Below are 15,330 nucleotides of genomic sequence, written 5' to 3'. Positions count from 1 at the left end.
GTAGCCGTGGGCGATCACGTCCTCCAGCGAGCCGATCGCCGAGGCTCCATCCTCGGCGCAGTCCTCGATCCAGGCCAGGGCGAGGGCGGACAGGAAGAGGTCGCGGGCGCTGACGTCCTTCCGGGCGCGGCCCGCCTCCTGTGCCCGGCGGAGGAAGCCCCCGGTGATGGCCTCCATGCTCTGGCAGGTCAGGGTGAGCGGCGCGGTCTGTTCCTTGACCGCGCTCAGTACGGGATCGGCCAGTCCTTGGAGGCTGCCTCCATATTGTCGCAGAACCTAACCGGATGCAGCCTCCACTTGTGGTGGATGTGCTTCCGTACACATGAGAACCGAGGGACGTCATGAGCGAGACCATCGAAGCCCGGGTGCAGAGGCTTGAGGACATCGAGGCACTCAGGCAGCTGAAGGCCGACTACACCTGGTGTCTGGACCACAAGCTGTGGGACGAGTGGCGACGCTGCTTCTCGTCGGACTTCGTCTTCGAGACCGGGGAGACCAGACTTCCGCTCGACGAGTTCGTCTCCGTGGTCTCCAAGAACCTCCAGCCCATGACCACCTCACACCAGCTCCATCAGTTCAAGGTCGAACTCACCGGCGCCGACACCGCGCGCGGCGTGTGGTGGCTGCGCGACCACCTTGTCCACCCCGGCAACGGGAGCGAGTTCCGCGGACGGGCCTACTACCATGAGACGTACCTCAAGGAAGCCGGGGGATGGCGGATCTCGAGCTCGCTCCTCGAATACGTCACGAGTGAAGGCCACGCCTTCACCTCCGGCCCCGAGAACGGGATGGTCATGGGACTCACCATGTAGTTCGCCGGCGTTTCACCGTGAGGAACGGAGAACTGCGGTCCGAGGCACCGCGTGGCGCTCCGAGCTGTCGGCCAACGGAGGCAAGGGGATGGCCCGAGGGCGCAAGCGGTCGAAGAGCAGATCGCGACTACCTTCACCCTCGGGCGCGATGGTGTGAACCGGCCGCTCGGGCAGGTCGGAAGGGCTGCGGCGCCAGGGCGCGGAGGTGTGGGAGCGATCGTCACCAGCGTCAAGCCGGATCTGCGCCGAGCCGAGTACACAGTCGGTGGTACGGCGCATCGGGGATGTACGTGCGCCACTGGGCTCGTGTCAGGTCGGTTTCGCCGGACCGGGCACAGACCAGTGGGACGGCGCGGCCCACCTGGTCCGGATCTACCGCAAGCTCGGCACCGAGAACCGGGCCGGCATGGTCAGCGAGGCCGTCCGGCTCGGGCTGCTCGAACTCGACGCGGGCTGACCGTTCGGCTGATGCCGTCCGCCCGCGCGACGGCGGCCTCACTGTCCAGCCGGTCGTGGGCTGAAGCCGACACAGATGTCCCTACGGCGGTCGATCGTGTGGCGAGAGGGGCAGTGTCCTTGAGCGTTGCACGCCAGGAGGGGGCCACTCTTCCGGGAGCACTCTTCGATGCGGGTTCTGTCTCCCCCTGATCCAGCTCGTCGCGTTGCTGATCAGTGGGGTGTTGAAGCGTCGGCCCACCGTTGGGCGGTGGTGAAGGCGATGAGGGGGTCGTGGCTGTCGTGTGCCCAGGGGAAGGGGGTGACGATGCCGGCGATGGCGCGGAAGACCGGGGCGGCGCGGGCCGGTTCTCTGGCGGCGCAGAGCGCGTAGGCCAGAAGGTTGAGGTCGGCGCGGGCCGCCGAGTACGGCAGGTGACCCGGCTCGGGCCAGTTGGCCTGCGCCCGGTCCAGGATCCCGGTGGCTTCGTACCCGCTCCACAGGTGGTCGGCCATGAGTGCCTGAACACCCCCTTTGGACCGGTTGGTGTGGTATCGGTCGATCAATGGCAGCAGGGGGAGGCCGGCCGTCGGTGCCGTGGCCGGGGCCGTGGCCCTCACCTGGTCGACGAAGTCCATGGACTGGGAGAGGGAGCCGCCCTCCCGGAGTGAGAGGTAGCCGTACATCTGCAGGTGAGCCTCGCGGTGCCAGGGGTCTCTCGTGACGATTTCCCGCCAGATGGGGAAGACCTCCGTGCGCGGCCTGCGCCACTGGCGGAGCAGCCCGAGGCGCACCACCCACGGGTTGGGGTCGTAGGGATCCAGGCGGGCCGCCGCCGCGCAGGCCCGGAATGCCTGCTCGACCTCGTCGTGGGGCAGGGGCGTGCGGGTGCCGCGTGCCAGGGTTCCCCAGGCGAACAGGGTCTGCGCGTCGGAGCGGTCGGGACGCTGTTCGGCCCAGGAGCGCTGGATGCTCGGGCGCGTCACGGCCGCCAGGGTGGCCAGTCGGTGGGCCCGGCGGTCCCAGTCACGGCCGGTGTCCTTGAACAGCCGTTTGATGATCGGGGCGGCGAGGGTCCGTGCGGTGCCCCTGCCGGTGAGCTGTCGGCATGCGTGGCCGAGTTCGGCGTCGTCGAGTTCTGCGGCGAGGCGTGGTGTCGGCTTTCTGCCCAGGCCGAGGATCATGACCGTTCACCCTCTCCGTGGGCGTCTGGTGGGTCGGACGTATCGTGCGGGGCGGGGTCCTGTGTTCCGGCCTGCGGCCGGGAGCCGGGACCGCCGCTGTGCGCACGTCAGGCGGCGTCGACGTCGGTGGTCGCCAGCTTGCCGTAGACATCGGGCCGGGTGCGGCGGATGCGTGCGGCGAGAGCCACGCCGGCCAGGAACACCGCCGGGGTGAGCGCGACCAGCGACCAGTTGACGGTCGGGCCGGCGCCGGTGAACAGGTCCAGGCGCTTGCAGACCAGCACGGTGACGGCGGTGAGGAGGACGCCGGCCGCGGCGGGCGCGAGGAGGGTACGGAGCGGTCCCTCGCCGTGCTCGGCGGAGTTGCGGCGGAAGAACGCGACCACCGCGAAGGCCGCCACCGCCTGCAGCACGAGGATGCCGACCACACCGGGAGTGTTCACCCACAGGAAGAACTTGGTGTACGGGTCGACGCCGATCACGGCGAAGACGGCGACGACCACGGCCGCCAGGACGCTCTGGGCGACACCGGCCACCCACGGCGAGCCGTGCCTGGGGTGCACCCGGCCCAGGGCCGCGGGAGCGACACTCTCGACGGACAGGGCGTAGACGTAGCGGGTGATGGCGTTGTGGAAGGCGAGCAGGGCGGCGAGCACGCTGGTGACGATCAGGACGCGCTGGACGTCGGTCGCCCAGCCGCCGACGTACTGGGTCATGGCGGTGAAGAACATCTCCGCCGGGTTCTTCGCGGCGGCGCCGACGGCCTGGTCGCTGCCGAACGCCTGCACGATGATCCAGCTGATGAAGGCGTAGAAGAGGCCGAGGAAGCCGATCGCGAGGTAGGTGGCGCGGGGCACGGTGCGGTCGGGGTGACGGGCCTCCTCGCGGTAGATGGCGGTGGCCTCGAAGCCGATGAACGCGGCGACGGCGAGACCGAGGGGTCCGCTCATCCCGGAGACGAAGACGTTCGAGGGGGCGAAGGAGTCGAAGGTCAGCCCGCTCGCGCCGCCCTTGACGAGGACCGCGCCGGCGAGCAGCACCAGGATGGCGGTTTCCGCGATCAGCAGGGCGGCCAGGACCTTGGCGCCGAGGTTGATGGAGCGGAAGCCCAGGAGCCAGACGACGGCGATCCCGGCGAAGGCGTACACCGGCCAGGGCAGGTCGACGCCGAGGAGGTCGTTCGCGGTGGTGGAGGCGAAGAAGCCGAAGGCGCCGAACATGCCGATCTGAAGGGAGTTGTACGAGAACACCGCGAGGAACGCCGCCCCCAGCCCCGCCGGACGTCCGAGACCTCGGGCGATGTACGAGTAGAAGGCGCCGGCGTTGCGGATGTACGGCGTCATCGCCGTGAACCCGACCGCGAACAGGACCAGCACCACGCCGACGGCGAGATAGGCGACCGGGGCGCCGATGCCGCCGAAGAGGATGGCGAGGGGAGCCACGCCGGCCATCACTGTGAGCGGGGCAGCCGCGGCGACGACGAAGAAGACGATGTCCGCGACGCCGAGGCTGCCGCGCTGGAGGTGAGGGCTCTGGTCCGTCCCCCCGGCCGGTGGTGGCTGATGGGGAGCGGTGGGAACGAGGGGCTCGGTCATGGAGGTCTCCGCGTGGTGTGGGTGAGCGTGGAGCGAGCGATGCGGCAGGGAGACGTGGACCGGTCGTGACGACGACGTGGGTCTATCGTCTCCCGGCCCGCGTGCCGTGGGGAGTGGGGGCGTCGTGGGTACGCCGGCCGGCGAGCCAGGTGCCCAGGACGGGGAGGTGCGCGAGGTCCCGGGGGGCGGTCCCGGCCGGATCGGCGGCGAGATGCACCAGGTCGGCGCGCATTCCGGGACGCAGCGCGCCCCATTCCTTCTCCTCGAACGCCTGGTAGGCGCATCCCGCGGAGTAGGCGGCGAGGGCGGTGTCGATGTCTATCCGCTCCTCGGGGAGCCAGCCGCCCTCGGGAATTCCCTCGGGTGTCTGGCGGGTGACCGCGGTGGCGATGCCCCGCAGCGGTTCATGGGCCGTGACCGGCCAGTCACTGCCGAACGAGAGCCGCGCGCCGGAGGCGAGCAGGGCTGCGGTCTGGTACTGCCGCCCGCCGCGTTCCGGGCCGATCCTCGGCAGGGTCAGCTCGGTCATCAGAGGGTCGGGCTGGGCCCACAGCGGCTGGAGGTTGGCGACCACGCCGAGTGCGGCGAACCGGGCCAGGTCGGCGGGGTCGATCAGCTGGGCGTGGGCGATGACCGGACGGCGGTCGCGGGCGCCGTTGGTGCGGGCGGCGGCCTCGATCGCGTCCAGGGCGACCCGTACTCCGCCGTCGCCGATCGCGTGGAGGTGGGGACGGAAGCCGAGTGCGTCGACGGCGGTGACGGCCGCGGCGAGTTCCTGGGGGGCCCAGTTGGCGATGCCGTGCGAGTGCGGGCAGTCGGTGTAGGGCTCGAGGAGGGCGGCGGTGCCGGACTCTATGACGCCGTCGGCGAAGAACTTCACGCTCCGTGCGCTCAGCCGCCCGGGAGCGGAGCTCTCGACCTTGTCCCGGTCCGCGGTGAACCGGAGGATGCGCTCGCGCCAACCGTCGGGTTCGAGGACGAAGGCGAGGTCGGCTCGTACGGGAAGCCCCGGCTCGGTGGTCGCGGCGGTGATCCAGACGTCGGCCTGGTGTGGTTCGACCCAGGCGTCCTGCACCCAGGTCACGCCGGCCGCGGCGAACCGGGCGGCGGCTTCGCGCAGCGCCGCCACCTGTGTGTCGTGGGACGCCGTGGGGATGAGGGCGAGCACCGGGCCGAGGGCGCCGAACTCGCGCAGGGTGCCCAGCGGCTCGGCGGATCCGTCCCGGCGCAGGATCTCCCCGCCCGCCGGGTCCGGGGTTGTGGCGGTGTAACCGGCCCGGTGCAGGGCCTCGCTGTTCACCCACGCGGTGTGGTGGTCCATCGTGCGCAGGACGACGGGACGGTCGGGTACGGCGGCGTCCAGCCACCGGGCGTCGAACCGGCCGTCGGGGGCGAGCCACGGGTCGAAGCCGTCACCGGTGATCCACTCCGTCTCGGGGTGTGCGGCGGCCCAGCCTCGTACGACCTCGACGATCTCGTCGGCGCTGGTGCAGTCCCGGACCGGTACCCCGGCCAGCCCCAGCCCTCCCATCACGGGGTGCACGTGTCCGTCGCCGAACGCCGGCAGCAGGGCGCCGCCGGCCAGGTCGACGACGGCGGTACGCGGTCCCCGGGCGGCCAGCGCCTGTGCGCCGAGGGCGGTGATCCGGCCGTCGGTGACGGCGAGGGCGTCGTGGACGGGGGCATCCGAGGCCCCGGTCCGGACGATTCCTCCCGTGAAGACGATGTCGGCGTGCATGGCGTGAGGCGGTGCCTTTCCTTCGGCCGACCACCTAACTGAAAGGTGTTCGGTTTCCGGTAATGTAGGCGCCGTCCAGGCGACTGGGAAGAGTTTTACTGAATGCCATTCGGTAACTTCTGGGTTACGGCATACGAAGACGAGGAGCCATCGTGGGACGGCCGCGTACACCCCTGCTGGACCGTCGGCGCATCGGGGTCGCGGCACTGCGCCTGGCCGACGAGAAGGGCGCTCTTTCCATTCCGGCCCTGGCCAAAGCCCTGGGCGTCGCCCCGTCCGCGCTCTATCACCACGTCGCCGGCCGCGACGACATCATCTCGCTGATGCGGGAGGAACTGGCGCTGACGACCGGAGGCGACCAGGACTGGTCTCGGCCCTGGGAGAAGGCGCTGGAAGGCTGGGCCCGCTCCTACCTCGCCGCCTTCGCCGCCCACCCGGGGGCGGTACCCCTGCTCGCCACCGCCCCGCTGGCCGAACCCTTCATGCACGCGATGTACGAGAAGGTCGCGGAGCTGCTCCTGGGTGCCGGTTTCGCAACCAACGAGGTCATGCCGCTGATCACCGCACTGGAGAGCTTCGTCCTCGGCTCTGCCCTCGACCTGGTGGCGCCGCCCGTGATGGTCTCCGACGTCGCCCGCGACACGACTCCGCACCTCAGCGCCGTACTCGACCAGACCCCCGCCGACCGCAGCCGCGCCACCTTGGCCTTCGATCTCGGGCTGCGCGCCCTGCTCACCGGATTCCGCGACCTGCTGCGCCGCTGACGGCAGTCGTGTGCGTCGCCCCTCTCTCGACCGGTCCTGCGGCCTGTATCTCGGTGCCCTGGTTCCCCCGCGCCTCGCACGCGGCGACGACCTCGTTGCCGCGGTGGACGTCTGGCGCCAGGCCAGTACTGTTCGCGGACGAGGTCCATGAATCTCAGTGACAACTCAGCCCCGCGCACCCCGACAATCGGGGTTGCGGCAGCCCTGCCTGGCGGCGGAGGGGGTCAGTGCGTGAGGGCCGCGAACGCCTCGTCCAGCAGGGATGGGAGGTCGAGACGGCCGTCGGAGTCGGTCCAGTGGTCAAGGGCGACGTTCAGGCAGTCCAGCGCCGCGGCGACGCGCACTGCGTGGGTCAGCGTCGGCTGCTCGGCCGACCCCGTGCGTTCGGCCAGTGCGTTGGCCAGTGCCGGCCGCCAGCCGCTCTGTTTCCCCAGCCGGCTCGCGCACAGTGCCGGGGTGTCCTTCACCAGCCTCGTCATCGCGAGCGCGCTGTCCGGGTCCCGGCGGTAGTGCTCCAGCGCGGTGTCCAGAGCGCGGCGCAGCGCGGTCCAGTCGTCCTCGGCCACCGGGCGGGCGGACAGCGCGGCGGCGACGTGCTCGCCATGCGTGTCGAAGACGCCGAGAACGGCCTCCTCCTTGCTGCCGAAGTAGCGCAGGAACGTGCTGCGTGACACACCGGCCGCCGCGGCGAGGTCGTTCACGGTGACGTTCTCGTAGCCCTCGCTGCGGAACAGGCCGAAGGCGGCCCGGGCCAGTTCGGCTCGTACGGCACCGCGTGCGATGTCTCGGGTGGTGGTTCGCGTCTCGGCAGGGGGCACGCTGTGACTCTACTGTCGACAGAAGCGTAATTGCAATTACGGCACCATGAATCGCTTCTGACACTCGGTTTCATGTGTGCGGTATCGTTCCGGAGGTGCAGTCGTGGTTCAACGATTTCCACCGGAGGTATCGCATGAACACCCCATCCGTCCTCATCGTCGGTGCTGGAGCGACGGGACTACCCGTCGGCTACCACCTCGGCCTGGCGGGGGCCGACGTCACCTTCCTCGTGCGGCCCGGCCGGAAATCCGTGCTGGGCTCCGCACAGCGGCTGTACTGCTATGACGACGCGGAACTGAAGACATTCGACACCTACCGCGTCGTCGACGATGTCACGGAGCTGGCGGGCACGGGTTTCCAGTTCGTCGTCATCACGCTGGACGGCCACACCAGCCGGACGCCGGAAGGCGTCGAATTGCTGCGCGGCCTGGGCAAGCTGGTGCGAGCCTGCGACGCGCACGTCGTCATCTGCGGTTTCGGCCTCGGCGTCCGTGAGCACCACCGTGAGACCCTCGGTGTCGACGACGACCGGCTCACCCACGGATTCCTCGGCATGCTCAGCCACCAGGCCTCGGCCGACCTGCCGGTCCATCCACCCACGGATCCGGCACGGGTGGCCCTGGCCAACGTCTGCTACGGGCACCCGACGAACCGGATCGGCTTTCGCATCGAGACGGGCAACGCCACCGCCGCGCAGCGTTTCGCCGAGCTGTACGAGCGCAGCGGCGTGTCGGAGTGCGCACAGGTCAGCCGTGAGGTCGACGACGTCTTCTGCACCGCAGCCTCGCCGGTCTACGCGGCCGCCGAACTGGCCGGGTGGCCGGACTTCACCACCCTCGTCCGGGACGAGGAGCTCTGGGATCTGGCGTGTCGCGCTCAGGCCGAGATCATGACTCTCCCGCGGTACGGCCGGACCGGCGCACATATGGCCAAGGCCATGGGGCCGGTCGAGACCGCCCGAACGCACCAGGCCATTGAGCGGGACATGCTGCCGCTGGACTACCAGGCGTTCAACCGGTTCCATCACGGCGGCAAGGTCCGCGCCCAGGACGTCGCGACCATGTACGACTGCCTGGCCGAGGGCCGCAGCTGTGGCCACCCCATGCCCGCGCTCCAGACACTGTTGAGCCGGTTGGAGGCACCTGCCGCCATCTAGGTGATCACTTGGCGGCCGACGGGAAGGGCGCGGCGGAGAGACCTGCCTGGGCTTTGGTGTCGGCCTGCCAAAGGCGCTACGCATGACCGCTCCGGCCGGCGACAGGATCGATCTGTACCGAGATGTCAAGGCTGTGATATCTAACATGTTAGTTGTTACCCTGGCGCGCGTACGGCCGCCGACCAGCAGGCGAGTGAGTGTGCGGACGCGGTGCGGAGTTGGTGAAAGGCGACTGACATGACCGTCCTGGCGTCGTGCAAGGGCAACCTGCCCGAGACATTCACCACGTTTGTGGGCAGGAGCCATGACATCGCCGAGGTGCGCCGTGTCCTCGGCTCGGCGCGGTTGCTCACGCTCACCGGGACGGGCGGAGTGGGCAAGACGCGGCTGGCGCTGGAAGTGGCAGCCGCGGCCAGGAAAGCCTTCTCCGACGGGACGTGGCTGGTCGACCTGGCACCGGTGCGGGACCCGTCGGCGGTGGCGACCACGACCGCCGCCGCTGTGGGCATCGCGGACCTGGGCGACAGACCCGCCCTCGACCGGCTCGCCGAGCGCCTGGCCGATCGACGGGCGCTGATCGTGCTCGACAACTGCGAGCACCTGGTCGACGCCTGCGCCGAACTGGCAAGCGGGCTACTGTCGGCCTGCCCCGGGCTGCGCATCCTGGCCACGAGCCGCCAGACGCTCGGCATCGTCGGTGAGCACGTGTTCACCGTGCCGCCCCTGAAGGTGCCGGACGAGGCGGTCGAACTCCTGCGAGACCGCGTCTGCGCCGTACGTCCCGATTTCCGTATCACCGACGCCAACTGGGACACGATCACCCGGCTGTGCGACGAGCTGGACGGGCTGCCGCTCGCCATAGAGCTGACCGCGTCCCGGCTGCGTACGCTCACCGTCGAACAGGCCGTGGACCGTATGGAGGATCGTTTCACGCTGCTCACCGGGGGCAGCCGGACCGCGCGGCCTCGGCAGCGCACCCTGCGCGCGGCGATGGAATGGAGTTACGAACTGTGCTCCCCGGCCGAGCGGCTGCTGTGGAACCGGCTGTCGGTCTTCGCCGGAGACTTCGGCCTGGACGCGGCCGAGGACGTCTGCGCCGGAGACGGCCTTCCCGTGCAGGAGGTGCTGGATGTCCTCGACCGGCTGGTGGTCCAGTCCGTCGTCCTGCCCACGGAAGTCGAGGGCATGCCCCGCTACCGGCTTCTGGCGACGATCCGCGAGTACGGCCGCGAGCGGCTCGCCGAGTCCGGAGAGGAGGAGGGCCTGCTGCGAAGGCACCGCGACTTCCACCTCGCCCTCGCCGAGCGCATCGCCGACGGCTGGTACGGCCCCGGCCAGGAGGAGGCCCTGAGCCGCCTGCGTGCCGAGCATGCCAATCTGCTGGCCGCGCTGAGTTATGGCTATGACCCGCAGGTCACCCTCGCGCTGGCCGCGGCGCTGCGCTACCACTGGTGCGCCGGCGGATTCGTCGCCGAAGGGCGGCGGCAGCTCGATCGTGCGCTCGCCGCCGCGCCCGAACCGACCCCGGCTCGCGCCCGGGCGCTGTGCGCCGGGTCCTGGGTGGCGCTGCTGCAGGGCGACCACGCGGTGGCCGACCGGTGGCTGGCCGAGGCCGGGCAACTGGCCGAGCAGCAGGAGGATCGCGCGTTGTGCGCAAGTGTCGTGGGCTTTCGTGGCTCACTGGTGTCGTTCCAGGGGCGGTGGGCGGAGTCAGTGCCGTTGTTCGAGCGCGCGGTTGCTGCCCACACTGCGGCCGAGGGGGAGGCCTCGGCCGTGTTCGTGCTGTTCCAGTTGGCCGCGGTTCAGCTGGACCTGGGAAATCCGCTCGGGGCCGAGACGGGCCGACGTGCGGTCGCGTTGGCGGAGGCACGTGGTGAGCGGTGGGCGCGCGCGCACGCGATGTGGACGCTGAGCCGCTGCGCCTGGCGGCAGGGTGAACACGAGGAGGCCCTGGCTCTGATCCGGGCCGCGCTCGAGATCGAGCGGGGCTTCAACGAGCCGTTCAGTGCGGCGTTGATGCTGGAGACACTCGCCTGGATCGTCGCTTCTCGCGGGGAGTACGAGCGGGCCGGCCGGATACTGGGCTCCGTGCGCAAGCTGTGGCGTGATGTGGGTACGGACATCTCCGCCTTCGGTCCGCCACTGGGCGAGGATCATACGAGGTGCGAGCAGTCGGTCGTACGAGCACTGGGGCCGGAGGCGTACGAGAAGGCGCTCGCGGTCGGCGGCGGCCACGACAGCCCCAGCCAGGCCATCGACTGCGCCCTGGCCGAAAGCATCGAACCGGCCGCCCAGGCCCCCGCTCACGGTCCCCTGACGCCTCGGGAACTGGAGGTGGCGGCGTTGGTGGCCAAAGGCATGAGCAACCGGCAGATCGCCGCCAGGCTGGTCCTCTCGTTGCGCACGGTCGACTTCCATGTGGGGAACATCCGCGCCAAGCTCGGCTTCGGAACCCGCGCCCGTATCGCGGGCTGGTGGGTGTCCTCCCATGGGCCGATCGACTGAACTGAGTGCCGGACGGGAACCGCTGGCCTCGATCGTGCGCGACGGTCCGCCGGCGGAGCCGGCGGACCGTCGTAGTACGGCCGGAGGCGATCAGGGGTTGACCAGCGCGATGTCCCACTTCTGGCAGGAGTTGCCGAGCGCGGTCCACTGGCGGACCAGAGTACCGTCGGTCGTTCCGCAGTCCGCCACGTCGATGGCCAGGTGGCTCGTGGCGTTGGTGATGGTGTAGTGGCCGTCATCCCCCTGGACGAAGTCCCACTTCTGGCAGGCGGTGTCGGCGGGCGTCACCAGGTCCATCACCGAACTGCTCGCCGTCGCACACTGCGTGTTCTCGAGCGCCTTGCCGCTGTTGACGTTGGTGATGGTGTAGTGGCCGTCCGTGGTGGGGGCGAACTGCCACTGCTGGCAGGTGTCGTTCTGGTTGGCCTGCTGGTTGGTGGTGGTTCCGTCGGCGGTACCGCAGTTCGCCGCGTTGAGGGCCTTGCCGCTGTTGACGTTGATCAGGCGGACGTTGTTGCTCGGGCTGGGCTTGATCGTGATCATGCCGGGATAGCTGCTGAGCAGTGGGTTGGTGAGCGAGGATGGAGCGGCGGTGACCACCACGATCCGGTCGCTCATGCCGTCGTAGTAGACGAAGGTGTTGTAGGTGTTGGTGTCGTTGGGGGCGAGCTGGGCGTAGGCGGCTTCGCTGACCTCCTTCAACTTGGCGGTGGTGAACAGCACGCTGTGCGCGGTGGTGGGGGTGGGCCAGCTGCTCGGTGCCTGTCCGCCGGCGTCGGTCCAGTTCGTCGGCTTCGGAAGGTTGTCGATGTCCCCGGCGTAGTCCTTCGGGAAGATGATCACCGGCCCGATGACGGGGTCGTTGAAGTACGAGATGGCGCAGTTGAAGTTGGCCAGCGCTTGCAGCTGGGTCAGCGGGTCGGAGATGTAGCCCGACGTGAGGGGCCCGTGCGCCGGGTCGCACTTGGCGAGTTGCGGTTGCTCGGGCGTGGTCCGGTCGATGACGATCTTGCCGGAGTACGTGCCGGCCAGAGGGTCGGTGACCGAGGCCGGGGCGTTGGTCTGCACCACCACCCGGTCGGTCGGCCCGTCGTAGGTCACGAGGAGCTCGTAGGTCAGGTCGCCCTCGGGCTGCACTGCCGCGTAGGCCGCACTGATGATGTCGCTGATGTCGTCGCTGGTGAAGAGGACACTCTTCGCGGTGGTGGGCGTGGGCCAGCTGGTGGGAGTGGCTCCGGTGGAGTCCTTCCAGTTCGGCGGCGGCTGAAGGTGGTCGATGTCCCCGGTGTAGTCCTTCGGGAAGATGATCACCGGCCCGATGTTGGGGTCGTCGAAGGCGGCGATGGCGCCGTCGTAGTCGGCCAGGGCCGCCACCTGCTCCCAGACGCTGTCCGCCGTGACGGCGTGGGCCGGCGCGGCGAAGGTCAGGGTGCTCGCGGCGACGAGGGTCAGGGCGGCGAGGAGGCCGCCACGGATCCCCCGGCGGGGCGAGGCGCCGACCCGGACCGCCGAATTTCGCTGGTTGTTCTTCACGATGCGATTTCCTTCTTCTCGGGGTCCGGTTCTCTCATTTCTCGCGTCATCAGTTTCCGCCGCCTCTGCACCGGGTGATGGCGCTGCAGCCACGGGTGTACGGGTTCGCGGGAAGTCCGGGAATGTTCAGGTTCGAGGAGTAGACGAAGTTGGAGCTCCCGTCGCTGCTGGGGTTGTAGTTGATCGTCACCTGCGCATAGTGGGGATTGATGATGAAGCGGTCGTAGGCGAAGGTGATGGAGCGCGTGTCTATCAGGCCGTTGTTGGTTCGTGCGGTCATCCGGTAGACACGGACGCCCTGGATCGCTTCGCGCGGAATTCGATGGACGAAAGCCCATTCGTCCTGGGACGCGTAGTGGTTGTAGAGGTTCGCGTTCCCGCGGATCTGGTCCGGTACGTACAGTGCGTTCCTGGCCAAATGGGGGTCGATCAAGTAGACGTAGCTCTCGGCGGCCACCACCTGCGTCCCGTTGCAGTTCGACGGGAATATTCTCGAGACCCACCCCCGTCGTGCGTTGTTCGCGGCTTGTATCTGCTGGCAGCGGATTCGGGCGGCGCTTTCCAGGTTGCGCAGTCCCTGGCTCTGAGCGAACGGCATTGCGACGCCGAGTGTCCCGGTTGTCGAAATGTAGTTGCTGTTGCCGGCCCGGTCGCCTTGGACATGCGCGACGAGGTCGTTGTTGCCCCCGCGTGCACCGAATCCGGTGTTGAACAGCGTGTACGGCGTCCGGGAGTCACCGCGGTACAGCATCCCCGGGAAATACCTCTGGGTTCGAAGCTGCGCGTTATGCAGGTTGGAACAGCTCGAAGACGCCTGTCCCGAAGTGGAACCCCCCGGGCAGTCTCCGCTCGTCGCGGCCGTTGCCCTCGTGGTTCCCAGCGGTGACTGGAGGAAGGCGATGGCCAGGAGGGCCAGGAGGAGCCCCAGGACGACGGAGGTCCCGGTTGCCGTACGCCTTCTTGTGCGTAGCGTGATTCGCTTGATCATGTGTGCTCCGGACTGGTTGGGAGTACTCGAGAGCCCTAGTGCGGCCGGTCCGTCTGGCCGGTGGGGGCCGTCTGCCGACGGGGCTGCGTGTCCCGCCTGGAGCCGGCCTGGCCGGTGACGAAGGAGCGGTTGCAAGGCGGGATCGCAAGCGACTGCTTGTGCCGACGGACGATCCGTGCCACCGATGTGTCATGTCCGCCGTCGTGCGTCCACGTCGACAAGCATCGGGGCGGCGTCGGCCCCCCGGTACCGGTAGTTCTACGAGGTCCGTACCTGGATCACGATCTCCGGGGCCTTGGCCGGAACTCTCCTGAGTCGTGCGTCTGCGGTCCCCTCAAGTGCCGTCGAGGTCCATCGAGGCGTCCGGTAGCCGACCGTTACGGCGACCTCGTTACGCGCACCGATGGACGAGGTCGCCGTACTCCTTGGCGGCGAAGAGCCGGGCGCGCTTCCAGCCCGGTGCCCGAGGCGGTCGCCGGACTCGCCTCCGCCGGCGCCGGCCATGCCACCCGTACCTGCGTGCGCGCCCGACCGGCCCCGGGCCGGCGGGCGCGGCGGCTTTCACGCCGCGGTGTCGCTCCCCGCCAATACGACCGCCCTGCCGATGGTCAGGCCGTCGGCCACGCGCTGTACGGCGTCCGCTGCCCGCTCCAGCGGCACGCGCTCACTGACCATCGGCCTGATCGCCCCCTGCGCGGACAACTCGGTGAGCTGTTCATGGCAGTGCTGGACCAGTTTCGGGTTCTCGGTCCTGTACCGGCCGGTGTACAGACCGAGGATGGAGTAGTTCTTGACCAGGACGTGGTTCAGGGCCGGGCGCGGGACGGATCCGCCGGCGAAGCCCACCACTACGATGCGCCCTTCGAAGGCGACGACCTTCGTGGACTGTACGTATGCCTCGCCGCCGACCGGGTCGTAGATCACGTCCGCGCCCCGGCCGCCCGTGACCTCCTTCACGGCGGCGATGACGTCCTCCGTCAGCCGGTCGATGACGACGTCGCACCCGAGTTCGCGTGCTGCGGCCACCTTCCGCGCCCCGCCGACGACGCCGATGACCTTGGCTCCGGCGGCCCTGCCGAGCTGTACGGCGGCGCTGCCGACCCCTCCTGCGGCGGCGTGGACGAGGAGGGTTTCACCCGCCTCGATCCGGGCCCGCCGGTGCAGCGCGAACCAGCCCGTCTGATAACCGACGTGCAGCGCCGCGGCCTCGGCGTCGTCGAGCGCGTCGGGAGCGGGCAGCACGTCGACGGCGTCCGCGATCGCGTACTCGGCGAACGCGCCGTGCGGCAGCACCGGGGTGGCGATCACCCGCCGTCCGTCCTCCGTCTCGCCGCAGAACTCCAGGCCGGGCGTGAACGGCAGCGGTGGTCTGACCTGGTACTGGCCCCGGCACAGCAGCGCGTCGGGGAAGTTGACGTTCGCGGCGCGCACCTTCAGCAGCACCTGTCCCGCGCCAGGCGTGGGCCGTTCCACCTCCGCGAGCCGCATCACATCGCTCGGCTCACCGCTCACGCTCACGTGCCATGCCTGCATGGGACCTCCACGGAACCGCGCCTTCCGCGCCGTGGGGTCAGAGTTCCAGAAGTGCACCCGGGTGACAAAGACGGCAGAGCAGTTTGAGACGTCTGCCCGCGCCGACCTCGAACGCCCACTGAGCGCTCAGTGAGTGAACCGCCTCTCCCACGCACCTTCACTCGGCTCCCGCCCCGAGGTTCACACCGTCCGCCGTACCCCGAGCGTCTGTGCCGGTCGGCAGAGGCGCTCGGCCCGTTCGGTAGACGCGGTACGCGGGTTCGCCAC

Annotated in this window: 11 protein-coding genes and 2 pseudogenes; 5 read left to right on the top strand and 8 right to left on the bottom strand. The window is 69.6% G+C overall.

Annotation, left to right across the window (positions count from 1 at the left end):
• Positions 1–273, bottom strand: a pseudogene (locus tag ABZ887_RS45570) (TetR/AcrR family transcriptional regulator); the annotation flags it as partial.
• A gap of 68 nt (positions 274–341) precedes the next feature.
• On the opposite strand from ABZ887_RS45570, the gene ABZ887_RS45565 reads away from it, so the two are divergent.
• On the top strand, positions 342–812 hold the full coding sequence (locus ABZ887_RS45565) for a nuclear transport factor 2 family protein (protein WP_361304530.1): 471 nt from the start codon (positions 342–344) through the stop codon (positions 810–812).
• Positions 813–1,170: 358 nt separating this feature from the next.
• Positions 1,171–1,269: pseudogene (locus ABZ887_RS45560) on the top strand (DNA-binding response regulator); the annotation flags it as partial.
• Positions 1,270–1,481: 212 nt separating this feature from the next.
• Here ABZ887_RS45560 and ABZ887_RS45555 read toward each other — a convergent pair.
• From ABZ887_RS45555 to ABZ887_RS45545, 3 genes are all read right to left on the bottom strand, one after another.
• Entirely contained in the window at positions 1,482–2,432 is a 951-nt protein-coding gene (locus ABZ887_RS45555) for a hypothetical protein (RefSeq protein WP_361304527.1), read from the bottom strand.
• A gap of 107 nt (positions 2,433–2,539) precedes the next feature.
• Entirely contained in the window at positions 2,540–4,027 is a 1,488-nt protein-coding gene (locus ABZ887_RS45550) for an APC family permease (RefSeq protein WP_361304524.1), read from the bottom strand.
• A gap of 82 nt (positions 4,028–4,109) precedes the next feature.
• A complete protein-coding gene (locus tag ABZ887_RS45545) occupies positions 4,110–5,765 on the bottom strand; it encodes an amidohydrolase (protein ID WP_361304521.1) in 1,656 nt (551 codons plus the stop codon).
• 152 nt (positions 5,766–5,917) lie between these two features.
• On the opposite strand from ABZ887_RS45545, the gene ABZ887_RS45540 reads away from it, so the two are divergent.
• Complete coding sequence (locus ABZ887_RS45540) at positions 5,918–6,529, top strand: TetR/AcrR family transcriptional regulator C-terminal domain-containing protein (RefSeq protein ID WP_361304518.1); 612 nt, start codon at positions 5,918–5,920, stop codon at positions 6,527–6,529.
• A 224-nt stretch (positions 6,530–6,753) separates the two neighbouring features.
• Here the strand turns inward: ABZ887_RS45540 and ABZ887_RS45535 are convergent, their stop codons facing one another.
• The gene (locus ABZ887_RS45535; protein WP_361304515.1) at positions 6,754–7,347 is read right to left on the bottom strand and encodes a TetR family transcriptional regulator; all 594 of its coding nucleotides are present in this window, start codon (positions 7,345–7,347) and stop codon (positions 6,754–6,756) included.
• Between the two features lie 134 nt (positions 7,348–7,481).
• Here ABZ887_RS45535 and ABZ887_RS45530 point away from each other — a divergent pair, with 134 nt between their 5' ends.
• The gene (locus tag ABZ887_RS45530) at positions 7,482–8,504 is read left to right on the top strand and encodes a 2-dehydropantoate 2-reductase N-terminal domain-containing protein (protein ID WP_361304512.1); all 1,023 of its coding nucleotides are present in this window, start codon (positions 7,482–7,484) and stop codon (positions 8,502–8,504) included.
• A gap of 237 nt (positions 8,505–8,741) precedes the next feature.
• Entirely contained in the window at positions 8,742–11,009 is a 2,268-nt protein-coding gene (locus ABZ887_RS45525) for a LuxR C-terminal-related transcriptional regulator (RefSeq protein WP_361304509.1), read from the top strand.
• A 90-nt stretch (positions 11,010–11,099) separates the two neighbouring features.
• Here ABZ887_RS45525 and ABZ887_RS45520 read toward each other — a convergent pair whose 3' ends face one another.
• The 3 genes from ABZ887_RS45520 to ABZ887_RS45510 form a co-directional block, all read right to left on the bottom strand.
• Complete coding sequence (locus ABZ887_RS45520; RefSeq protein ID WP_361304506.1) at positions 11,100–12,542, bottom strand: RICIN domain-containing protein; 1,443 nt, start codon at positions 12,540–12,542, stop codon at positions 11,100–11,102.
• A 49-nt stretch (positions 12,543–12,591) separates the two neighbouring features.
• Positions 12,592–13,530: a hypothetical protein gene (locus tag ABZ887_RS45515; RefSeq protein ID WP_361304503.1), complete on the bottom strand. Its 939-nt coding sequence runs from the start codon at positions 13,528–13,530 to the stop codon at positions 12,592–12,594.
• Positions 13,531–14,091: 561 nt separating this feature from the next.
• The gene (locus ABZ887_RS45510) at positions 14,092–15,063 is read right to left on the bottom strand and encodes an NADPH:quinone oxidoreductase family protein (protein WP_361304500.1); all 972 of its coding nucleotides are present in this window, start codon (positions 15,061–15,063) and stop codon (positions 14,092–14,094) included.
• Positions 15,064–15,330: the final 267 nt, after the last annotated feature.

The organism is Streptomyces sp. NPDC047061, from assembly GCF_040643955.1.
GTDB lineage: Bacteria > Actinomycetota > Actinomycetes > Streptomycetales > Streptomycetaceae > Streptomyces.
The sequence above is the reverse complement of the archived record's forward strand: the minus strand, read 5'-3'. Positions and strand labels throughout refer to the sequence as shown.